This window comes from Microlunatus sp. M237, assembly GCF_056896895.1.
The window spans coordinates 1,008,848-1,030,249 of record NZ_JBXHBL010000002.1 but is presented as its reverse complement, the minus strand read 5'-3'; the positions used below and the strand labels follow the sequence as shown (position 1 = coordinate 1,030,249).

Below are 21,402 nucleotides of genomic sequence, written 5' to 3'. Positions count from 1 at the left end.
CGGTGACCTCGATCGGTGGCCCGTTCTGGACGACCACGGTGTCGGGGTTGATGGTGACGTCCCAGCCCGCGGGTGGGTTGGGTTCGGAGATCGCGCACTCCAACCGGGTCGGGATCTGCCCGGTCTGCACCGTCTCCCCGGGCGGTACGGTCAGGGTCTGGTCGTAGTCGGTGCCCGGGCAGTCCACCTGGATGGAGGCGGTCGGGTCCGACCCTGCGGGATCGCCCACGGCGGTCTTCTGCACCGCGATCGTCCCTAGGTCGCGTTCGTTGGTGACGGTCACGCTGACGGGGGTGGTCGGGTCGGTTCCGATGACGACGCTCGCAGGGTCGATGTCGGCCAGGCTCCACCCATCCGGGGTGGTGGGCTCGGTCACGGTGCAGGTCACCCCGGACGGGATCGGGCCGATCAGCTCGGAGTCGGCCCCATCATCGCCGTTGAACGTCACCGTTTCGCTGAAGTCGTTGTCGCAGTCCACCTCTACGGTGAAGACGCTGCTGGCGCCGACGGGGTCACCCGCGGCAGCCTTGCTCACCACCAGCGAACCGGCGACACGGGTATTGGTGATGGTGACCTCGCTGGTGCCGGTCGTGATGGTGACGGTGCCGCCGTCGGGGGTGACGCTGTCCAGGCCCCAGCCGTCGGGAACAGACGACTCGGAGACGGTGCAGGTCACCCCGACCGGGATCTCGAGCGGATCCGTGCTGACCTCGGTGGCGCCGTCGGGCATCGTCAGATCGAACGTGGTGTCGTAGGCGTTGGCGTCACAGTCCACAGTGATCGGGAAGGTCGTGCTGGCCCCGGCCACCTCACCGTCGATCTCCTTCGTCACGACCAGGTCCCCGATCTGCCGGGCGTTGGTGACGGTGACCTCGATCGGTGGCCCGTTCTGGACGACCACGGTGTCGGGGTTGATGGTGACGTCCCAGCCCGCGGGTGGGTTGGGTTCGGAGATCGCGCACTCCAACCGGGTCGGGATCTGCCCGGTCTGCACCGTCTCCCCGGGCGGTACGGTCAGGGTCTGGTCGTAGTCGGTGCCCGGGCAGTCCACCTGGATGGAGGCGGTCGGGTCCGACCCTGCGGGATCGCCCACGGCGGTCTTCTGCACCGCGATCGTCCCTAGGTCGCGTTCGTTGGTGACGGTCACGCTGACGGGGGTGGTCGGGTCGGTTCCGATGACGACGCTCGCAGGGTCGATGTCGGCCAGGCTCCACCCATCCGGGGTGGTGGGCTCGGTCACGGTGCAGGTCACCCCGGACGGGATCGGGCCGATCAGCTCGGAGTCGGCCCCATCATCGCCGTTGAACGTCACCGTTTCGCTGAAGTCGTTGTCGCAGTCCACCTCTACGGTGAAGACGCTGCTGGCGCCGACGGGGTCACCCGCGGCAGCCTTGCTCACCACCAGCGAACCGGCGACACGGGTATTGGTGATGGTGACCTCGCTGGTGCCGGTCGTGATGGTGACGGTGCCGCCGTCGGGGGTGACGCTGTCCAGGCCCCAGCCGTCGGGAACAGACGACTCGGAGACGGTGCAGGTCACCCCGACCGGGATCTCGAGCGGATCCGTGCTGACCTCGGTGGCGCCGTCGGGCATCGTCAGATCGAACGTGGTGTCGTAGGCGTCGGCGTCACAGTCCACAGTGATCGGGAAGGTCGTGCTGGCCCCGGCCACCTCACCGTCGATCTCCTTCGTCACGACCAGGTCCCCGATCTGCCGGGCGTTGGTGACGGTCACATCGACCGTGCCGTTGGCCGCAACGATGACGGTGGAGGGGGTGATCGACACCAAGTCGTAGCCGGGTGGAGGTGTGGGTTCGGAAATCGTGCACTGGGTTTCCGACGGGATCGGGTCGGTGACAACCGGAGTTCCCGGCGACACTGTCAGGGTCTGGTCATAGGTCGTGCCTGGACAGTCCACCACCACAGTCGCTGCCGCGTCGGCGCCCGAGGGCTCGCCCTGAACCTCCTTGACGACTGTCAGCGTGCCGAAGAGGCGCGCGTTGGCCACCTCGCCCTCCACCGTGTCGCACAACCCCAGCGGTTCGATCTGACGGGTGCCGAGGCCTTCATAGCCGGGGGCCGGCTCCTCGACATAGGTGTATCCATCGGGGGAGGGCAGCACGTCGATAGCGATGGACTCGCTCTGGGTCATGCCTGCGGGGATGGTGACCGGCCCGCTGATGATGGGCGGATCGGTTGCTGGATCCTGACCGGCAAACCAGAGGCCGAATCTGAAGTCAGCATCCGCGGTGGGGGGAACGTCGACGGTCTTGACAAACGTGATCGTGGGGTCGGCAGGATTGCCGAAAGCGCTGACCGTTGCGTCCGCGGTCGCCGTATCGCCGTTCCCGGCAACAAGTGTCGCGGTGTCGGTGACGTCGACCTGGCCGTTGAATGCCTCGTCGAGATACGCCGTGAACGCGAGGGTCGCCTCGCCGCTCTCGGACACCGTGCCCGACTCCCAGGTGATCGGGGTCGTTACCGGCTGCCCGAGGGGAACGTCGACCGTGCCAGGATTGGTGTCGGAACGGATCGCGTCGACGGAGATGGGGGCGTCACTGCTGTCCGTGACGTCGCTGATCTCTGCCGGGACGCTGCCGGGCGGATTGTTGACGACGGGTGCCGAAGCGGTGGCCCTCGTGTTCTGAGGGATCCGCTGGCCGGTCACCGTGTCGATGTAGCTGGCTGTCGCGGTGTCCGAGACCGTTTCCGTCCCGGCGGGTGCCGTACCGCTGTGAACCAGCACCGGGTAGTCGACCGCACCGGCAGGCAGCGCTGTCGTGGCCCCCGTCGTCGTGTCGACCTGTATCCCGTCTGCGCTGACCACATCGGTGACCTGGATCGACAGGTCCCGGTTCGACGGGTTGGTGGCCTTCACCGTCGATGTCCAGGTGACGTCCCCGGTCACCGGCGTTCGGGTCCAGCTGATCGTGCTCACGAAACTCGCGGTGGGGTCGTCGACGCAGGTGTCGACCGACAGCTGGGACGGGACGCTGCTCTTGTTGACCGTCCAGAGGGACCCGTCGCCGCGCGCAGCTTCGATGGACTTGCTCAGTTCCTGCGGTTCCAGGGCCCTGGTCTGGATGCCCACGTTCTGGTTCGAGCGGGCCAAGTCCGCGCTCCCGAATCGCCCACTGAGCGAGGCACCGGGGAAGTCTGCGGCGCCAAGCGCCAAGCGAAGGGTGTAGTCATAGACGCAGTACTCGCGGGCCGCCTGGGTGATGGTCACGTTCCGGTAGACGGAGGCGGCGGCTCCGCCGACTCCCGGCCGCTTGACTGTTTGTGGCCCGGCCTGCGGCGCTCGACAGGTCGAGTCCGATAGATCCTCGTTGAGGACCGGCACGGATACCACGTCGAATCCCTGAATGCCGCCGTTCTCGTAGTCACCCGCCACGGCGATCGTGTAGGTCTGCGCCGAGCGACGGTTGTTGGCAACGAGCCGGTACGGGACCAGGTCGAGCTCGGACCAGTTGTTCTGCAGGCTTCCCGTGGTGTACATGCTGTCCGGGCAGATGAACTTCCCATTGATCGGAAGGGTTGTCCCCGCCGTGATCCGGCAACCCTCCAAGGTGAAAGTGACCTGAACCGGATCCTTGGCCTCAGCCCGCTGCACACTCACCCAGGACAGCGACATCACCATGAGCGCCACCACAACGGCAGCGAGAGTAGGGCGAAAGTGTGCCAGCCGGCCAGTCGGCATTGCCGCTCCCATTCTCTGGCCGGATTTCGGCACCCGGCACACCAACAATGGCAGACCGCCCGTGGGTTGACCACCCTTCGCGTCGACCAGACTGCGCAGACTTCCTATTCCTCAGCAATAAGGACCGACCACGAGGACGCCGACGTCGTTGGCCGAAGACCAAGTTGAAAGAAAGACAAATAATAAAGGAAGATGAAATCACGAGGAAGACGAACGTGGAAGGCGCGCCGCCTTGATCGTCGGCAGGTGCGGAGTGCGCACCAGGGCAACGTGGGGACTGGGCTCGAAAGCTGGAGCGCGACGGCGGCGATAGAGCGTCCGAACGGCGTCCGCGGGCTGTCGCTCTGGCACTGCTGTCTTCGGCAAGGGGTGATAGGGCTGCGCTGGAGCGGTGTGGATCCGAGTCTCGATCGCTGCGGATTCGAGGAACCCGGCCTCGTCCGGTGTACGACCATGGCTGCGGCAGGATGGCCGCCAAAGGGTCGAGCGCGACCATGGCGGCGCGCTGTCAGCACGTGACGGAACCGATTCGCCGTGACGTGGCCGACCGGGTCGAAAGCTGCTGTGGTCGAGCGGGGACGGCCGACGATGACAACTGAGACCGGAACTGCGACGGCGCACGATGCTCTGAGTCGAGGCATCGTGCGCCGCTTCAGCGTTGGCCCGGGTGGGAGTGGCGGAGGATAGGGGATTCGAACCCCTGAGGGCTTGCACCCAACCCGCTTTCCAAGCGAGCGCCATAGGCCACTAGGCGAATCCTCCGCGCGGAAGATTACCGGTTCGCCACCCGATGCGCGAACTCGCGCGCCCGCTGTGACGCCAGCGGCCACCGGCTACGCGATCGTGGCCGCCATCACGTACACTTCGTATCCGGTCCCTCGCGTGGCGATACCTCACCCAACTCCCCCAGGGTCGGAAGACAGCAAGGGTAAGTGAGCTCTTTCGGGTACGCGGGGGGCCTTCTACGTTCCCGCGACCTTCACGGGTGGCTCGCGGACCAGGCCGTACGGCTGGAGGATCGCGGCCAGTGCCTGAGGTCCGGCGTCGCGAGGAAATGTCTGGGCCGCCAGCCCCGCCGCCCGTGCGCCGGTGACGTTCTCGTCCTTGTCGTCGATGAACAGCACCGACTCCGCCGGCACGGCGAGCTTCCCCACGATGGTCGTGAAGTATGCCGGGTCCGGCTTGGCCACCCCCAGATCGCAGGAGTAGAACTGCTCGTCGAAGTGGGCGTCGTAGCCCAGCTCTCGTCGCATGTACGCCGCGCGCAGCGTCTGTTGGTTGGTGGCCACGCAGCACCGGATCCCGCCTGCGCGCAGGGCATCGACGGCCGCCAGCATCCCGGTGTCCACGATGATCCGCGTCGATGGCTCCAGCACCTCAGTCACACTGGCCGTCACCCCGAAGCGACGCAGCACCGGGTCCAGGGCGTCGGCGAAGTCCAACCGCCCGGTCATCGTCGGCAGCTCGGCCGCGAAGATCTCATAGAGGAAGGTGTCGCCGTCGCGACCAGCGCGCTCGCCGAGGTGGGCGACGATCGCCTCCTTCCAGCCGTCGGCGGTGCGCTGGAGAACCCCGTCGGCGTCGAACAACACGGTGCGAATGGCCGGACGAGGCGGCGTGGACGTCACCCGCGCATCCTGCCAGGTCGGGAGGCGAGCACTTTGCCGGGCGAAGGCGGAAATGTCGCCGCCGACGACTAGGGTGCAGGGCGTGGAAGAAGCGATGTTCGAGGAGGCGCCGGCGAGCAGCCAGGAGGAGGTGCTGTTCGAGACGTCGATGCGCGAGACCGGGATGGCTCCGGCCCACCTCGCTCTCTACCGCCGCTATCGACCGGACACTTTCGCCGACGTCATCGGCCAGGAGCATGTCACCGAGCCGCTGCAGCGGGCGTTGACCAACAACCGCGTCAACCATGCCTATCTGTTCTCCGGCCCGCGCGGCTGCGGCAAGACCACCTCGGCTCGCATCCTGGCCCGGGCGCTCAACTGTGAGAAGGGGCCGGCGGCCGAGCCGTGCGGCGTCTGCAACTCCTGCCGCGACCTGGCCCGCGGCGGCCCGGGCAGCATCGACGTGATCGAGATCGATGCGGCCAGTCACGGTGGCGTCGACGACGCCCGCGACCTGCGCGAGCGCGCCTTCTTCGCCCCGGTCAGCAGCCGCTACAAGATCTACATCGTCGACGAGGCGCACATGGTGACCACGGCGGGCTTCAATGCCTTGCTGAAGCTGGTCGAGGAGCCGCCGCCGCACGTCAAGTTCATCTTCGCCACCACCGAGCCCGACAAGGTGATCGGCACGATCCGGTCCCGGACCCACCACTACCCGTTCCGGCTGGTGCCGCCGCGTATCCTCAGCGGCTATCTGGCCCGGCTCTGCGAGGCGGAAGGCATCACCGTCGAACCCGCTGTGCTGCCCCTGGTGGTCCGGGCCGGCGCCGGCTCGGTGCGGGACTCGCTGTCGGTGCTGGACCAGCTGCTCGGCGGCGCCGCTGACACCGGCGTGTCCTATCGGCAAGCCACGGCGCTGCTGGGCTACACCCCGGACTCGCTGTTGGACGAATATCTCGACGCGTTCGCAGCCGGTGACGCCGGCGGCGTGTTCGCCTGCGTCGACAAGGTGATCGAGGTGGGCCAGGACCCGCGGCGCTTCGGTGAGGACCTGCTGCGCCGGCTCCGGGACCTGGTCATCGTGGCCGCGGTGCCGGACGCCTTCAGCTCCGGTCTGGTCGACGTGTCCGGCGACCAGGCGGAGCGGCTGACCACCCAGGCCGCCGCCCTCGGCGTCGGCGAGCTCACCCGCGCCGCCGAGGTGATCGCCGCCGGCCTGACGGAGATGCGCGGCACCACTGCACCCCGGCTGCACCTGGAGCTGATGTGTGCCCGCGTGCTGTTGCCCGGAGCCGATGTTGACGACCGCGGCATCCACGCCCGCCTTGACCGGCTGGAACGCCGGATCGGCATGACCGGGACCGGGGCCATCGAGGACGCCCCGCCGGCTGCCGCCGCGCCGCAGCCACCTGCGCCAGGCCCCGACCTCCGCGTGACTGAGCCGCACCAGACTCCGGCACGTCGCCCAGCCACCGAGCCGTCGGCTCGTGAGCCGCAGCAGCCGGCTGGGACGCGTCCGCAGGCACCCGCGTCGCGATCGACCGTGAGCGAACCGCGCCCGCCCGAGCCCGCCCCGACCGGGACCGGCACGACGCCTGTCGCGGCCAGGCCCGCCGCCGGACCGGTTGACGCGGACCTGACCGAGCCGCCCCCGGACCCCGAGGACGACTTCGGGCCGCCCCCGAGCGAGATTCCGGCGCCGACGGGCCGGTCAGCGGCCCGCCCGCCGGCCACCGAGGCGCCCGCCCGAGCCGAGGCAGCGCCGGCCGAAGCCCAGCGTCCGGCTCCCCAGGATCTGGGCCCTCAGTCTCCAGCCACGGCGGCGCCGGCCGCCGCGAGCACGCCGGCGGCGCTGTCGGTGACCGATGTCCGCCGTCTGTGGCCAGAGGTGCTCGAGGAGGTCAAGGGCAAGCGCCGCTTCACCTGGATCCTGCTCAGCCAGAACGCCCACGTGACCGAGGTGCGTAACGGCACGCTGGTGCTGGCCATGCCCAACGTCGGAGCCCGGGACAGCTTCGCCAAGGGCGGCAGCGAGGACATTCTCCGCGAGGCGCTGGTCGTGGTGCTGGGCGCCAACCTCCGGATCGAGGCGATCGTGGACTCCAGCTCTGGCACGGCCGCCAGCGCCGCGCGGACATCACCAGCCGCCGACCGGAGCGAGCCTCGACCGGAACCCGCAGGCAGCTCGCAGCAGCGCGCCGCCGCCTCCTGGGGCACGGATCTGCCGCCGCCGACCGCCGCCGCCGCCGCCGAGCCGTCGGCGCCGTCGGCGCCACCCTTGACGCCGCCGACGGTCGACCCCGCGATCCGCGAACAGGCCCGGCAGAGCATCCGTCCGACCCGTGCCGGTGGGCGGGAGGGCGGCGACCGCGTGGACGACCGGGACGCCGCCGCCGACCGCAACGACAGTGAGCTGGAGGAGAACTCGGAGTCCTACACCGAGCTGCTGGCACGCCACCTCGGCGCGGAGATCATCGCCGAGGAGGATCACGGCGCGTAGGACTGCCGAGGAGGATCACGGCGCGTAGGACTGCCGAGGAGGATCACGGCGCGTAGGACTGCCGGGGAGGATCACGGCGCATAGGGTGGGCCGAGTAAGGCCACGGCGCATAGGCTGAGGTCGTACGTTTTCCCCTCCGCACGACGAGACCACACGAGGAGCGCCCGCGATGATCCCCGACGGCGGCGACATGTCCGGATTCTTGGCCCAGGCCCAGGCGATGCAGCAGCAGTTGCTGCAGGCCCAGCAGGAGCTGGCCGAGACCCAGATCACCGGGTCGGCGGGCGGCGACCTCGTCACCGCGACCATCACCGGTGCCGGCGAGTTGCTCAGCCTGACCATCAAGCCCGAGGCCGTCGACCCCGAGGACACCGAGACGCTCGCCGATCTCGTCGTGGCCGCGGTCCGCGATGCCAGCAACAAGTCGCAGGCGCTCACCGCCGCCAAGCTGGGGCCGCTCGCCGGCGGTCTCGGCGGGGGTGGCCTGCCGTTCTGACGCTTGCCGTCGGATCGTCCGACCCGCTCGGCGTGGGTCTGCAGTGTTCATGACCGGCCGTCAGGCCAGCTGAGGAGAAGGCGTGTACGAAGGTCCGGTTCAGGACTTGATCGACGAGCTCGGGCGGCTGCCCGGGATCGGGCCGAAGAGCGCCCAGCGGATCGCGTTCCACATCCTCGCCGCCGATCCGGATGACGTGATGCGCCTGTCCAACATCTTGAAGGTGGTCAAGGACACGGTGAAGTTCTGCGACATCTGCTTCAACGTCTCTGAGGAGACGCAGTGCCGGGTCTGCCGTGATCCGCGGCGGGACCTCACCACCATCTGCGTGGTGGAGGAGTCCAAGGATGTCGTAGCAGTGGAGCGGACCCGCGAGTTCCGGGGCCGCTATCACGTGCTGGGCGGCGCCATCAGCCCCATCGACGGCATCGGCCCGGCCGACTTGAAGATCCGCGAGCTGTGTCTGCGGCTGGCCGACGGTGTGGTGACCGAGGTCATCCTGGCCACCGACCCGAACCTCGAGGGGGAGGCGACCGCGACGTACCTCAGCCGGCTGTTGATCCCGATGGGGGTCAAGGTCAGTCGACTGGCCAGCGGGCTGCCCGTCGGTGGCGACCTGGAGTACGCCGACGAGGTCACCCTCGGTCGCGCCTTCGAGGGTCGGCGGTTCGTCGACGCCTGACCGACCGCGCAGGAAGGTCTGACAGGCTCGGGGTCCGACACCTGCCGCGGAGCGAGGTCGGACAACTCGCGTGCCGACTGCTCAGAGGACGGAATCGTCCTCGGTGTGCACCACGCCCAGCTGGGCGCACGCCTCGTCCAGCACGGCCTGGACCGCCAGGGTGTCGTCCAGCGGCATCACGGCGCTCTCGGTCCGACCGGCTCGGACACCTTCGGTCACCTCGATCAGCTCGTGGGCATAGCCCTGACCGATCGGGGGCCGCACCACGGTCTGCGGCTCCGAGCCGCTGCGGTGCAGCACGAAGCTGGTCGGATGGTGGAAGCGGGGCAGCACCTCGATCCAGCCACGGGTTCCGACGATCCTGGCTGACCCGGGCGAGTGGTAGCGCAGCGAGATGAGCAGCGAGGCCGCCCGGCCGTCCGAATAGCCGAGCAGGAGGCCTGCCTCCTCGTCCACGCCGGTCGGGGCCAGGCGGCCGGTCGCCTGGACCCGGTCCGGGTTGCCGAGGAAATACTGCGCCCAGGAGACGACGTAGACGCCGAGGTCCAGCATCGCCCCGCCGCCCTGTGCCGGGTCGTACATCCGGTCGGTCGGGTCGTAGGGGCGGTTCGTGCCGAGGTCGGCCTGCACCTGCCGCACCTCGCCGATGGCACCGTCATCCACCAGCTCCCGCACCGCCACGACCGCGGGCTGCAACCGCGTCCACATCGCCTCCATCGCAAAGACCTGCCGTTGCCGGGCGACGTCGACCACCGATTGTGCGCCGGCAAGGGTCGCGGTGAACGACTTCTCCACCAGCACAGCAGTGCCCCGCTCCAGTGCCGCCACGGCCAGCTGGCGGTGCTGGGGGTGCGGCGTGGCGATGTACAGCGCGTCCAGGTCGGCGGCAAGCAGCTCGGCGTAGCTGCCGTACGCCTCGGCCACCTGGTGCTCGGCGGCGAAGGCTCGGGCCCGTTCCAGAGAGCGCGAGCCGACGGCCACCACCTCCGCGTCGTCGACGTGCGCGAAGTCGCCGACCACCTGGGTCGCGATCCGTCCTGGTCCGGCGATGCCCCAGCGCAGGGGTCTTTGCGTGGTCACGTCGTCACTCTAGGGCGAGGTGTCGCGCCGCTGCTGGGGGCCGCCCACCGCTCACCGCCGGGCGAGCGTCCACCCGTCTGCGGTGACCGAGCGCGGGTGCCGCTCGACGTCGAGTACGGTCCGCCGACCGCTGGTCACCGCGATGTCATCGAGATAGACGCCGCGACCGGACAGCGTCGCGTCGGTGGTGTAGCGCCGGCGGAGGTGGAGCGCGCCCCGCGGCAGTGCAGCCGCCGCCTGCTGCCAGCGACGCAATCCCGAGACGCTGTAGCCGGTGGTGGTGACCGGTTGCCCGTCGACCGTGTACGGCAACGGTTGCCAGGTCTGCCCGGCGTCGCTGGAGACCTCCAGCCAGAGCAGGTCGGCCTCCTCGGTGTCCACCAGCTGGCTGAACTTGAGCCGGGTACGGCTGTCGGTCACGGTGATCGGCACCGTCATGGTGGCGGTGCGGGCGTTGGCCGTGCCGGAGAACCAGGCGTCCCGCCCGGCGCGGGGGCGCACCGCGAGCGCTTCGGCCAGGCCCTGGGCCGCGGCCACCCGGGCGGGATTGACGCTGCCCCAGCTGCGGCTGGGGTGCACCCGGTTGGTGAGCAGGATCGCGAAGGACCGCGAGGAGAAGTCGATCACGATCGACGTCCCGGTGTAGCCGGTGTGACCGGCCGTCCGGTCCGAGCTCAGCCCACCCATGTACCAGCGCTGGTCGAGCTCGAAGCCCAGACCGTGGTCGTCGCCGGGGAAGGCCTGCGTCTCGTTCGTGATCATCTGCTGGACGCTGCTCGGCGAGAGGATGCGGTGCTTGCCGTACGCCCCGCCGTTCAGCATGGTCTGCGCCAGCACCGACAGGTCCCGCGCAGTCGAGAAGACTCCCGCATGACCGGCGACGCCGCCGAGCGCCCAGGCGTTCTCGTCGTGCACCTCGCCCCACACCATCCCGCGGGCCGGCGTGCTCTGGAACTCGGTGGCGGCGATCCGCGGCCGTAGCGACGGGTCCGGGTTGTAACCGGTGTCGCGCATCCGAAGGGGACGGGTGATGCCGTTCGCCACCAACCGGTCCAGCGGCCGGCCGGTGACCCGGTGCGCCAGCTCACCCAGAGTGATCAGGTTGAGGTCGCTGTAGAGATAACGAGAGCCCGCCGGTGCGGTCAGCTCGGCGGTGAGGGCGGCGTGCAGCCGGGAGGCGGGATCGGGCTGACTGCTCCACAGCGGCAGCCAGGACGGGAATCCGGAGGTGTGGGTCAGCAGCTGGCGGACCGTCACCGCGCCCTTGTTGTTCTGGGCGAACTCGGGCAGGTAGGTCGCCACCGGTGCGTCCAGCGACACCCGGCCCGCCTCCACCTGCTGCATCACGACCACCGAGGTGAAGAGCTTCGACACCGAGGCGAGGTCGTAGATCGTGTCCGTCCGGGTGGCGATCTGCTCAGTCGCCGGCAGCTCGGTGCCGGCGGCGTCTGCGTACTTCCGGGAGAATCCGCTCGCCTCGGAGAAGACCACCTTGCCGGCGTGGCCGTACGTCAGCACAGCTCCGGGAACGAGCGGGTGACCGCCGGTCTGCGGCTGCTCCATGGCCTGGATGGTGGCCCACGCCTGCTGCAGCGGGGCGGGGTCGAGTCCGGCGCCGCGAGCGCTGGCTCGGTGCAGGATGGTGCGTGGCGAGGAGAAGCCGTCCTGTGGTACGTCGAAGCGTCCCTGCCGCGGACCTGCCGCGGCGGCGGCGCTCGAGCCCAGCACGAGGGTTGAGCAAACGGCGACCGCCGCCAGCCGGGCGCCGACTCGGCGGCCCAGCGGACGCACTAGCGGGCCCGCCGATAAAGCAGATACGGCTGTCGCTGTCGATCGAACGCGGTCAGCTCCTTGCGCCAGGCCGCGACGATCTGGCCGGCCGAGGCACCGGCCTCGAACTGAGCGCGGAAGCGGCCGGAACCGGTCAGCAGGTCGATCCAGCGACCGCCGTCACCGCGCCAGTCGAAGCCGGTGTAGAGATCGCGCAGCGCGACCAGCATGTGGGTGGCCACGGTGATGGCGTCGAGCGCCTCCGGGTCGGTGATGTGCACCTGCACGCCGCCGCAGACCAGGTTGGCGTTCTTGGAGAACGTGGGCGTGAAGTACGCCTCGCGGAACTCCACGCCGGCCAGCCGACGCCCGTTGAGCTCGGCCGCCCAGCGGTGGTCGACGTACGGCGCACCGATCAGCTCGAACGGCTTGGTGGTGCCACGGCCCTCGGACAGGTTGGTGGCCTCGAAGAGGCCGGTGCCGGGGTAGAGCAGCGCCGTCTCGGGCGTCGGCATGTTCGGGCTCGGCTGCACCCAGGTCAGGCCGGTCTCGGCGTAGAGCTGCTCGGGCTTCCAACCGCTGACCTTGACCACGTCCAGGTCGGGGACCCGCTTGCCGCCGGTCAGGGCGGGGATCAGCTCGCCGTTGAAGAAGCGAGCCAGCTCGCCGACCGTCATCCCGTGCGCCTGCACGATGCGGTCCTGGCCGACCCCGGAGGTGAAGCCCTCGCGGAGCAGCGGACCGCGGGCCCGGCCGCCGATCGGGTTGGGCCGGTCCAACACCACGAACCGCAGACCCGCTCGGGCCGCGGCGACCATGGCCGCGTGCATGGTCCAGATGTAGGTGTAGAACCGCGCGCCCACGTCCTGGATGTCGAACACCACGGTCTCGACGTCTGCGGCGTCGAACAACCCCTGGAACGCCGCCGCATCGGCGCCGTAGGCGTCGTAGACGGTGACATCGGTCCGCTCGTCGACGTAGGTGTCCTCCGCCTCACCCGCTTGGGCGGTGCCGCGGAACCCGTGCTCGGGTCCGAAGACGGCACGGAGATCGACCGCGTCGGAGGCGGCCATCGCGTCGACGATGCTGCCGAGAGTGGACTGCAGGATGCCGGTGGGGTTGGTGATGACTCCCACCCGCTGGCCGGCGAGCACCTTCCAGTCGTCGGCTGCAGCCCGGTCGGCACCGGGCAGCACCCGATGCCGGCCGGCACCGGGACCGCGACTATGGGCTCCTGCTGAGAGCGGAGCAGCGGCGGCGGCCCCGATCCCGGCAGCGGCACCGGCCAACAGGCTGCGGCGGCGAAGATGAGTGGACATCGCGTGCTCCTTGGGGGAGGTGGATCAGGACAGAAGGCCGGCGCCCAGGGGATAGAGGATCGTGGCCGGGTCGGAGGTGCTGGGGATGTCGACGGGCAGTCGGCCCGCCGGGGCGATCTGTCCGGTGATCAGCTTGGCGACCGAGACCAGCGCCACCGGGGTGGAGGAGTACGTCGCCACGTAGTTCCTGGTGCCCGGCAGTGAGGCGATGTCGTACGGGTCGCGGAGCGCCACGACGAGGACCGGCGTGCCGGTGCCCTGCAAGGCGGCCACCAGGGAGCGTTGGGCGGCGTTGCTCCAGGCTGCCGAGGTGGTCACGACCACCGTGTCGTGGCTCTTGGCCTGCTCCACCGCAGCGGTGATGGCCGCCGGAGTCGGCGAAGCACCGGCGTAGTAGCCGGTGGCCGGCCGCCCGCGAGCGGTGAGCTCCTGGGCCAGCAACGGGACTCCGGTCTGGCCCCAGCCGGTGACGAGTACGGATCCCGACGGCAGCGGGACCAGGTTCTGATCGTCACGGAGCAGCGTCGGCGTGCGGTCGGTGATGGCCTGCGCCGCGGCCGCTGACCTGGCGGTGCCGACGATGGAGGAAACGGCGGACTCGTTGACGAAAGGTCTGGTGATGACCTCGCGGTCGTACTTCATGGCCAGGATCCGGCTGACACTCTGGTCGATCCGTTTCTCGGAGAGCCGATCCGAACGTACGGCGGCCAGCACGGCGTCGAAGGCGACCACAGGCTTCTCCGGGTCGAGCAGCACGTCCGCGCCCGCCTCGAGCGCCCGGACGGCGATTTCGGCATCGCTGTACATGGCCCGCACTCCGGCCATCCGCAGCGAGTCGGTGGCGATCACACCCGAGAAGCCGAGCTCGCGGCGCAGCAGCCCGGTCAGGACCGGCTTGCTCAGGGTCGACGGGTCACCACTGGCATCCAGCTCGGGGAACGAGATGTGCGCCGTCATGATGGAGTCCACTCCGCTGGCGATGGCGGCGCGGAACGGGGGTGCGTCGATCTGCTCCCACTGCTCGCGGGTGTGGGTGATGACCGGCAGCGAGGTGTGCGAATCTGCGCCGGTGTCGCCGTGGCCGGGAAAGTGCTTCGCCACCGCGGCCACGTCCGCGTCCCGCTGCAGTCCGGTGACGGCCGCGGACACATGCCGCGAGACCAGGCTCGGGTCGGAGGAGAAGGACCGAACGCCAATGACGGGGTTCGTTGGGTTGACGTTCACGTCGGCGTCGGGGGCGTAGTCGGTGTTGATGCCGACAGCGCGCAGCTCCCGCCCGGTGATCGCATACGTCCGGCGGGTGTCGGTGACCCGGCGACCGGCGCCCAGGGCCATGGCCCCGGGGAACTGGGTCGCCGGCGGGCCGAGTCGGGCGACCAGGCCGGTCTCCTGATCGGTGGCGATGGTCAGCGGGATCTTGGTCAGGCTGGGCCGGCGACCGCGGTCAGGGTGGTTGCGGGCGGGCAGGAGTGCGGCACGCTGCAGGTCGTTGCTCAACGCGGCGATCTGGCTGGGGTTCGCGGTGTTGCCGGACCAGGCGAAGTAGATCACGCCGCCGAGGTGCAGCTTCTGCACCGCCTCGGCCGGGGTGGCCACCCCGAAGCGGGTCAGGTTCTCGGCCGATGCCGTGTTGCCGCGGTCGCCGGTGACGTAGGGCACCAGCAGCTGGCCGACCTTCTCCTCCAACGTCATCTGCTTGATGGTGTGGCGGATCCACGCCGTCTTGGCGCCGTGCGGGCCAGCCAGGGCGGGAGCAGCGGGGACCGAGAGCCCGACGGCCAGAGCGAGACCGACAGCGACGCTGCGCAGGGTTCGTACACGAGCCATGACAACCTCCACACCGGGAGTAGGCGAGACCACCTGGTCATCGAACCTAGCGAGACGCCGCGAACCACGTCAATGGTTGACGCCGCCCTAATGGCCAGGTAAGAAACCCACCCGCCGAGGGGTTCACCGGCTCAGTGCGGCTTGTGCCCCGAGCGGCGACGGGAGTGTTCGTCTTGGCCCCAGTAGCCGGTGATGCACATGGCGACGAAGAACACCCACCAGTACTGCCAGCCGAAGATGAAGCAGAAGGCGATCGCCGCGGGCCAGGCCACCGAGGCGGCGATGGCGCCGGCCGTGTTGAACTTGGCCAGGGCTGGGCTCGGCGCCGCCGGCGGGACCACCTCCCGGGTCGGCGGTGAGGACTGCTGCCACGGCGGCGCCTGGTAGGTCGACACCGGCACCACTCCGGTGCCGGGCCTCGGTTCGGGCAGGTCCGAGAAGAGCGGGTCGAGGTCGCCAGCTGTCTTGGCGGTGAGCGCGCGGGTCAGCCGATCGTCGAACTCCTCGACGTCCAACCGCCCCGAGGCCAGATGCTCGCGGAGATACCCCGCGGCACGGTCGCGCTCGGCGTCGCCGATGCGCTGGGGGGCGGGTCCTGACGGGTCTGTCACAGTCCTAGTATCCACGCGACGAGACCACCGGACGGCGCAGATGCACCCCGGAGTCGGCGCAGACAGCCCGGGCGGGCGGTCGCGCCCCGCCGGCGGCGAACTGCCGCGACGCCGACCGAACACCCGCGAGAGAGGCGAAGCGTGGACAGGCCGGCGGCGAACGGGTGCCACGGCACTACAGTTGGTCCGGCATTCGATCAGGGACGCATTCATCCAGACGCGTTCATCGAGACCATCGAAGGAGTCGGCGTGGGGCGCGTAGTGCAGAAGTACGGGGGTTCCTCCGTCGCAGACGCCGAGAGCATCAAACGTGTCGCCAAGCGGATCGTCGCCACCAAGCAGCAGGGCAACGACGTCGTGGTCGTGATCTCGGCGATGGGGGACACCACCGACGAGCTGATGGACCTCGCCTTGCAGGTCTCGCCGCTCCCGCCGCCCCGCGAGCTCGACATGCTGCTGACTGCCGGTGAGCGGATGAGCGCCGCGCTGCTGGCCATGGCCATTGCCGACCAGGGCCTGCACGCCCGGTCGTTGACCGGTTCTCAGGCCGGCATCATCACCACCGGCACCCACGGCAACGCCCGCATCATCGACATCACGCCGGGCCGGATCACCACCGCGCTCGACAACGGTGACATCGTCATCGTGGCGGGCTTCCAGGGCGTCGCCCAGGACACCAAGGACGTCACCACCTTGGGCCGCGGCGCGTCGGACACCACGGCGGTCGCGCTCGCCGCGTCCCTTCGCGCCGACTACTGCGAGATCTACACCGACGTCGACGGTGTCTTCACCGCCGACCCACGGATCGTGCCCACCGCGCGCCGCATCCCCCAGATCTCCTACGAGGAGATGCTGGAGATGGCTGCCTGCGGCGCCAAGATCCTGCACCTGCGCTGCGTCGAATACGCCCGCCGGGAGAACGTGAAGGTCCATGTCCGCTCGTCCTTCTCCGACAAAGAGGGGACCTGGGTCGGCGAACTCGAGGAAGGAAGTCCGATGGAACAGGCGATCATCTCCGGGGTGGCGCACGACCGCGGCGAGGCCAAGATCACCATCGTCGGCGTGCCCGACAAGGTGGGCGAGGCGGCCCGCATCTTCGAGGCGGTGGCGGAGACCGAGATCAACATCGACATGATCGTGCAGAACGTCTCCGCGGTCGAGACCTCACGGACCGACATCTCGTTCACGCTGCCCAAGGACGATGGCGCTGCGGCCATCGCCGCGCTCGACGCGCTCAAGAATGACGTGGGCTTCAAGGATCTGCTCTACGACGACCAAGTGGGCAAGGTCTCCGTGGTCGGCGTCGGGATGCGCTCCCACCCCGGGGTGACGGCCCACTTCTTCTCCTCCCTGGCGGCGGCCGGCGTCAACATCGAGATGATCTCCACCTCGGAGATCCGGATCTCGGTGGTGGTCGACGAGAACGACGTCGACCGTGCCGTGGTGGCCGCGCACACCGCCTTCGGTTTGGACGGGACCGGCGAAGCGGTCGTCTACGGCGGCACCGGCCGCTGAGCCCTTGGCGTTGGGGGCCGTCGGGTGCGTACCCTGACGTCATGGCGAGTCAGCTGCTCTACTTCTTCATCACTGTGGTCACCGGCGCTGTCGTGCCGGCGGTCGGTGCGATCCTGATCGCCGCTCGTGCTAGCGGTCGTTCCCGCAGCCTTGGCCTGGCAGGCTGCATCGTGCTGGCCGTGGTGGGCCTGTTGCAGGCCGGGTACAACGTGGCGCTGAGCCGGCTGTACGAGAGGTTCGGCAGCGTCGCGATCACGATCGGTTCGATCTGGAGCGTGCTGGTCACGCTGGTCGGCGTGGTCGGACTGATATCGCTGATCATGGCGGTCGTCGTCCGCACGCCGCAGGCGGAGCTGTCGACCCAGTCGCCCGCCCAGCCGCACGGCGCCGATCAGCCCCGGCCGCACTGATTCTCCGACCGCTGATCAGCTGCGTGCTGTGATCACCGCAGCGGCGGCTCGGTCTTCGACCGGATCTCTGCCTCGGTCACCTCCGGGGCGAGCTCTCGCAGCACGAGACCGTCGGCGGTCACGTCGATCACACCGAGGTCGGTGATCACCCGCTGCACCACCGCCCGGCCGGTGTAGGGCAGGGAGCAGTCCCGGACGATCTTGAACGATCCGTCGCGAGCGACGTGCTCCATCAACACCAGCACTCGTTTGGCCCCGTGCACGAGGTCCATCGCCCCGCCCATCCCCTTGATCATCTTGCCGGGGATCATCCAGTTGGCGATGTCGCCGGCCTCCGAGACCTGCATCGCCCCGAGGATCGCCACGTCGATCTTGCCGCCGCGGATCATCCCGAACGAGGTGGCAGAGTCGAACACCGACGCACCGGCACGCAGCGTCACCGTCTCCTTGCCGGCGTTGATCAGGTCGGGATCCTGCTGGCCCGGCAACGGATACGGGCCCACGCCGAGCAGACCGTTCTCCGACTGGAGCACCAGCTCGACCCCGTCGGCCACATAGTTCGGCACCATGGTGGGCAGGCCGATGCCGAGGTTCACGTAGCTGCCGTCGGTCAGCTCGGCGGCTGCCCGCGCGGCCATCTGCTCCCGCGTCCAGGCCATCAGACACCATCCCCGGCGTGACCGGTCTGTGGCTCGACCGCCGGCCGTACGGTGAGCCGTTCGATCCGCTTCTGGGCCGCCTGCTCCGGGGTCAGCGGCACCACCCGGTGGACGTACACACCCGGCGTGTGGACGGCGTCGGGTTCCAGCTCGCCGGGCTCGACCAGCTCCTCGACCTCGGCGATGGTGACTCGGCCGGCCATCGCGGCCAGCGGGTTGAAGTTGCGCGCTGACGTTCGATACACGAGGTTGCCGTGCCGGTCGCCCTTCCAGGCCCGTACCAGGCCGAAGTCGCAGACGATGGCGTGCTCGAGGACGAAGGTCTTGTCCCCCTCGGGGGTGGCGAAGATACGCGTCTGTTTGGCCGGTGAGGCCACCACCACCTGTCCGGCGCTGTCGTAGCGCCAGGGCAGGCCACCGTCGGCGACCTGGGTGCCGACCCCGGTGGCGGTGAAGAAGGCGGGGATGCCAGAGCCGCCGGCGCGCAGCCGCTCGGCCAGCGTGCCCTGCGGGGTCAGCTCCACCTCGAGCTCGCCCTGCAGATACTGGCGCGCGAACTCCTTGTTCTCCCCGACGTAGGAAGAGATCATCCGGCGCAGCCGGCCTGCTGCCAGCAGCCGGCCGAGGCCCCAGTCGTCGACCCCGCAGTTGTTCGAGACGGCCTCCAGGTCGGTGGTCCCGGCGGTAAGCAGCGCATCGATCAACACGCTCGGCACCCCGCAGAGCCCGAACCCACCGACGGCCAGCCGGGCCCCGTCGCCGATGTCGGCGACCGCCGCGGCGGGATCGTGGACGACCTTGTCCATCTGCACCTCCTGTGACGAGAGCCAGCCTACGCAGCCGGCACGGACTCGGCCGGGTTCTCGTGCTCCGGGCCGCCGATGCTCGCGGCGACCCAGGACCTGACCTGGCACCGCCGCACGCGATCGGATGGGTGAAGATGAGTCGCCGACGACCCGAAGGTGGTTCTCTGCGTTTCGGCTCCGCCCACCTCCGGCTCACGGCTGCGACCTTGCCGCGGGCGACGTTCTGCTTTCTGGACAGCGTCTTCGAACCGACCGCCTTCGGCACCGTCGCGACTGCTGTTCCCGACCGAGTGGCACCCCGGTTTCCGGCTGCACGTCGACGAGCTGGCGCGTCAGGAGCTCTATCGGGGGCCTGACGTCGTCGCGCTCGGACGGGTGATCGCCGTGGATGGCTGGTGCGACCCGCGGCTGCTCGGCGAGGCGGCCCGCTCCGGGGGACACGACGATCAGCTGCTGAAGTATCTCTGGCACTGCATCGCTCGCTTCGGCGGCCGGTGATCTGAGACCCGCCCGTTCGGCTGCCGCGTCACTCCGGCAACATGTCCCTGCCCGTTCAGTGCTCTCGAACGGGCTCTCGTGTGGAAGGACATGATGACGCAGACCTCATCCGCGGTGGTCGTATCACCGTGGGCGCCGTTTCGCCGCCGCGCATTCTTCTGGCTGTGGTTGGGGGTGGTCGTCGCCAATGTCGGCGCGTGGGCGCAGACCGTGGGCGCCCAGTGGCTGTTCGTGGACGCTCCCAACGCCGCCACCATCGTGACGCTGGTGCAAACGGCGAGCACCTTGCCGATGATGTTGCTCGCGCTGCCGGCCGGGGTGCTGGCCGACGCGTTCGACCGACGCTGGCTGCTGTTCGGCGTCCAGGCGTACTTCGTCGTGGTGGCGGTGCTGCTGGCGTTGCTCACCGCCGCCGACATGATGCCGCCGGCCCTGCTGCTCACCTTCACCCTGGCCATCGGCGCCGGCCAGGCGGTGCTCGCCCCCACCTGGCAGGCGCTCCTGACCGAGCTGGTGCCGCGTCGGGAGCTCACTGCTGCCACCCGGTTGGACATGGTCAGCGTCAATGTGGCCCGGGCGGCGGGGCCGGCCCTGGCCGGGGTGGTGATCGCCCGGTGGGGCGTCCCGCCGGTCTTCGCGCTGACCGCCGTCGGAGCGGGGTTCCTCGCTCTGGTGCTGCTGGCCTGGCGTCGCCCGCGGGTCGTCCACGGTGAGCGGGAACCCTTCCTGCCGGCGCTGGTGGCGGGCGGGCGGTATGTGAGACATGAGCCGGTGGTCCGACGGATCTTGCTGCGGTTCTCGACCTTCGTGGTGCCCGGCTGCGCGGTGTGGGCGCTGCTGCCACTGATCGCCAGCCGGCACCTCGGCCTCGGGGCCGACGGCTACGGTCTGCTGTTTGCGGCGCTAGGGCTCGGGGCGGTGGCCGGGGCGCTGTGCCTGGGTTGGGTGAAGCGGTATCTCTCGTCCAACGGGGTGCTGGTGCTCGCCGCGGGCACCTTCGCCCTCGCGTTCGGCTCGCTGGTGCTGGCCCCGAACCTGTGGGCAGCGTTGCCGCTGCTGGTGGTGTGCGGGTTCGGCTGGACGGCCACCGTGTCCACCATCATCTCCGAGCTGCAGCTGTTCTTGCCGGGCTGGGTCCGGGCCCGCGCGATCGCCATCTATCTGATGGTCTTCCTCGGTGGCCAGGCGATCGCCGCACCGGCGTGGGGGCTGGTCACCCAGCTCGGCGGGCTACGGCTGGCCATCGTGGCCTCGGCCGCACTGGTCGCGCTGAGCGTACTCGGCGGTCTGGTGTTGAAGGTGCCGGAGAACCAGCACCTCGACCGCACCCCGGTCGCCTATTGGGGAGCGGCCACCGTGGCCCTGGAGCCGCAGCCGGACGCGGGTCCGATCGTGGTGTCGATCGAGTATGAGGTGATGGCCGACCAGGAGGCCGACTTCCTGGTGGCGATGGAGGCGATGCGGGGCTCGCGGCTGCGCAGCGGCGGCTCCCGCTGGGACCTCTACAAGGTCGGCGAGAGTCCAGACCTGTTCGTGGAGCAGTTCCAGGTGCCGACCTGGCGCGAACACCAGCGCCAGCACGACGGGCGGCTCACCACCGATGACCGGGTCATCGAGGACGCGGTGTTCGAGCACGTGGTCGGCACACCTCGTACCCGGCATCTGCTCCCGCCCGCCACCCCGCGCACGTCGCTGTCGGCAGAACCGGACTACGCGGAGGCCGGGTGAATGACCAGGCCCCCGTGCCCCAGGGGAGCCGCTGGTGAAAACCAAAAGTCCCCGGTCCGAGTGGACCGGGGACCTGTTGGTCGGGGTGACAGGATTTGAACCTGCGACCTCGTCGTCCCGAACGACGCGCGCTACCAAGCTGCGCCACACCCCGCCCCGGACCGCGTCGGCCCGGGAGGCTCCGGTCCTGCGAC

At 69.6% G+C, this 21,402-nt stretch carries 16 protein-coding genes, 2 tRNA genes and 1 other RNA gene; 8 read left to right on the top strand and 11 right to left on the bottom strand.

Annotated elements, in window-relative coordinates; all coding sequences use genetic code 11:
* Positions 1 to 3,640, bottom strand: a 3,640-nt coding sequence (locus AC1XX3_RS11075) for a DUF5979 domain-containing protein (RefSeq protein WP_483321146.1), incomplete at its 3' end; no start/stop codon positions are given.
* 734 nt (positions 3,641 to 4,374) lie between these two features.
* Positions 4,375 to 4,462: transfer RNA gene (locus tag AC1XX3_RS11070), tRNA-Ser, on the bottom strand.
* Between the two features lie 107 nt (positions 4,463 to 4,569).
* Between AC1XX3_RS11070 and ffs the strand changes: the two genes are divergently transcribed.
* An RNA gene (ffs, locus tag AC1XX3_RS11065) (signal recognition particle sRNA small type) lies at positions 4,570 to 4,666 on the top strand.
* On the opposite strand, the gene AC1XX3_RS11060 is transcribed toward ffs, so the two are convergent.
* Positions 4,663 to 5,328, bottom strand: coding sequence for an HAD family hydrolase (locus AC1XX3_RS11060; RefSeq protein WP_483321145.1), 666 nt, complete (start codon positions 5,326 to 5,328; stop codon positions 4,663 to 4,665). The genes ffs and AC1XX3_RS11060 overlap by 4 nt on opposite strands.
* A gap of 52 nt (positions 5,329 to 5,380) precedes the next feature.
* On the opposite strand from AC1XX3_RS11060, the gene AC1XX3_RS11055 reads away from it, so the two are divergent.
* From AC1XX3_RS11055 to recR, 3 genes are all read left to right on the top strand, one after another.
* Positions 5,381 to 7,807, top strand: coding sequence for a DNA polymerase III subunit gamma and tau (locus AC1XX3_RS11055; RefSeq protein ID WP_483321144.1), 2,427 nt, complete (start codon positions 5,381 to 5,383; stop codon positions 7,805 to 7,807).
* Positions 7,808 to 7,976: 169 nt separating this feature from the next.
* A complete protein-coding gene (locus AC1XX3_RS11050) occupies positions 7,977 to 8,303 on the top strand; it encodes a YbaB/EbfC family nucleoid-associated protein (protein WP_483321143.1) in 327 nt (108 codons plus the stop codon).
* 82 nt (positions 8,304 to 8,385) lie between these two features.
* Positions 8,386 to 8,985: a recombination mediator RecR gene (gene recR / locus AC1XX3_RS11045; RefSeq protein WP_483321142.1), complete on the top strand. Its 600-nt coding sequence runs from the start codon at positions 8,386 to 8,388 to the stop codon at positions 8,983 to 8,985.
* An 81-nt stretch (positions 8,986 to 9,066) separates the two neighbouring features.
* Here recR and AC1XX3_RS11040 read toward each other — a convergent pair whose 3' ends face one another.
* The 5 genes from AC1XX3_RS11040 to AC1XX3_RS11020 all read right to left on the bottom strand — a co-directional run bounded on the left by AC1XX3_RS11040 (position 9,067) and on the right by AC1XX3_RS11020 (position 15,592).
* On the bottom strand, positions 9,067 to 10,065 hold the full coding sequence (locus AC1XX3_RS11040; RefSeq protein ID WP_483321141.1) for a Gfo/Idh/MocA family protein: 999 nt from the start codon (positions 10,063 to 10,065) through the stop codon (positions 9,067 to 9,069).
* Positions 10,066 to 10,116: 51 nt separating this feature from the next.
* The gene (locus AC1XX3_RS11035) at positions 10,117 to 11,793 is read right to left on the bottom strand and encodes a serine hydrolase domain-containing protein (RefSeq protein ID WP_483321140.1); all 1,677 of its coding nucleotides are present in this window, start codon (positions 11,791 to 11,793) and stop codon (positions 10,117 to 10,119) included.
* 62 nt (positions 11,794 to 11,855) lie between these two features.
* Positions 11,856 to 13,154 (bottom strand): exo-beta-N-acetylmuramidase NamZ family protein, encoded by a 1,299-nt coding sequence (locus AC1XX3_RS11030; RefSeq protein WP_483321139.1) that lies wholly within the window; start codon positions 13,152 to 13,154, stop codon positions 11,856 to 11,858.
* Positions 13,155 to 13,178: 24 nt separating this feature from the next.
* Complete coding sequence (locus AC1XX3_RS11025; protein ID WP_483321138.1) at positions 13,179 to 14,981, bottom strand: glycoside hydrolase family 3 protein; 1,803 nt, start codon at positions 14,979 to 14,981, stop codon at positions 13,179 to 13,181.
* A gap of 131 nt (positions 14,982 to 15,112) precedes the next feature.
* Positions 15,113 to 15,592 carry a DUF1707 SHOCT-like domain-containing protein gene (locus AC1XX3_RS11020; RefSeq protein WP_483321137.1) on the bottom strand — a complete coding sequence of 160 codons (480 nt, stop codon included), beginning with the start codon at positions 15,590 to 15,592 and terminating at the stop codon, positions 15,113 to 15,115.
* Between the two features lie 249 nt (positions 15,593 to 15,841).
* Here AC1XX3_RS11020 and AC1XX3_RS11015 point away from each other — a divergent pair, with 249 nt between their 5' ends.
* Complete coding sequence (locus tag AC1XX3_RS11015) at positions 15,842 to 17,107, top strand: aspartate kinase (protein WP_483321136.1); 1,266 nt, start codon at positions 15,842 to 15,844, stop codon at positions 17,105 to 17,107.
* 41 nt (positions 17,108 to 17,148) lie between these two features.
* Positions 17,149 to 17,517, top strand: a complete 369-nt coding sequence (locus AC1XX3_RS11010) for a hypothetical protein (protein ID WP_483321135.1) — start codon at positions 17,149 to 17,151, stop codon at positions 17,515 to 17,517.
* 32 nt (positions 17,518 to 17,549) lie between these two features.
* Here AC1XX3_RS11010 and AC1XX3_RS11005 read toward each other — a convergent pair whose 3' ends face one another.
* Positions 17,550 to 18,176 carry a CoA transferase subunit B gene (locus AC1XX3_RS11005; protein WP_483321134.1) on the bottom strand — a complete coding sequence of 209 codons (627 nt, stop codon included), beginning with the start codon at positions 18,174 to 18,176 and terminating at the stop codon, positions 17,550 to 17,552.
* A complete protein-coding gene (locus AC1XX3_RS11000; protein WP_483321133.1) occupies positions 18,176 to 18,982 on the bottom strand; it encodes a CoA transferase subunit A in 807 nt (268 codons plus the stop codon). The genes AC1XX3_RS11005 and AC1XX3_RS11000 overlap by 1 nt, the downstream gene beginning before the upstream one ends.
* Positions 18,983 to 19,357: 375 nt before the next feature.
* Between AC1XX3_RS11000 and AC1XX3_RS10995 the strand changes: the two genes are divergently transcribed.
* Together AC1XX3_RS10995 and AC1XX3_RS10990 are read left to right on the top strand one after the other, a co-directional pair.
* Positions 19,358 to 19,480 carry a hypothetical protein gene (locus AC1XX3_RS10995; protein ID WP_483321132.1) on the top strand — a complete coding sequence of 41 codons (123 nt, stop codon included), beginning with the start codon at positions 19,358 to 19,360 and terminating at the stop codon, positions 19,478 to 19,480.
* Positions 19,481 to 19,573: 93 nt separating this feature from the next.
* On the top strand, positions 19,574 to 21,208 hold the full coding sequence (locus AC1XX3_RS10990; protein WP_483321131.1) for an MFS transporter: 1,635 nt from the start codon (positions 19,574 to 19,576) through the stop codon (positions 21,206 to 21,208).
* A gap of 77 nt (positions 21,209 to 21,285) precedes the next feature.
* Here the strand turns inward: AC1XX3_RS10990 and AC1XX3_RS10985 are convergent.
* A tRNA-Pro gene (locus AC1XX3_RS10985) sits at positions 21,286 to 21,362 on the bottom strand.
* Positions 21,363 to 21,402 lie beyond the last annotated feature (40 nt).

Excerpts from the sequence above, each read along its gene's own strand:
- AC1XX3_RS11055 (WP_483321144.1), top strand. The coding sequence starts at position 5,381 with ATGTCGCCGCCGACGACTAGGGTGCAGGGCGTGGAAGAAGCGATGTTC.
- AC1XX3_RS11050 (WP_483321143.1), top strand. The coding sequence starts at position 7,977 with ATGATCCCCGACGGCGGCGACATGTCCGGATTCTTGGCCCAGGCCCAG.
- AC1XX3_RS11030 (WP_483321139.1), bottom strand. The coding sequence starts at position 13,154 with ATGTCCACTCATCTTCGCCGCCGCAGCCTGTTGGCCGGTGCCGCTGCC.
- AC1XX3_RS11025 (WP_483321138.1), bottom strand. The coding sequence starts at position 14,981 with ATGGCTCGTGTACGAACCCTGCGCAGCGTCGCTGTCGGTCTCGCTCTG.
- AC1XX3_RS11010 (WP_483321135.1), top strand. The coding sequence starts at position 17,149 with ATGGCGAGTCAGCTGCTCTACTTCTTCATCACTGTGGTCACCGGCGCT.
- AC1XX3_RS11005 (WP_483321134.1), bottom strand. The coding sequence starts at position 18,176 with ATGGCCTGGACGCGGGAGCAGATGGCCGCGCGGGCAGCCGCCGAGCTG.
- AC1XX3_RS11000 (WP_483321133.1), bottom strand. The coding sequence starts at position 18,982 with ATGGACAAGGTCGTCCACGATCCCGCCGCGGCGGTCGCCGACATCGGC.
- AC1XX3_RS10990 (WP_483321131.1), top strand. The coding sequence starts at position 19,574 with ATGACGCAGACCTCATCCGCGGTGGTCGTATCACCGTGGGCGCCGTTT.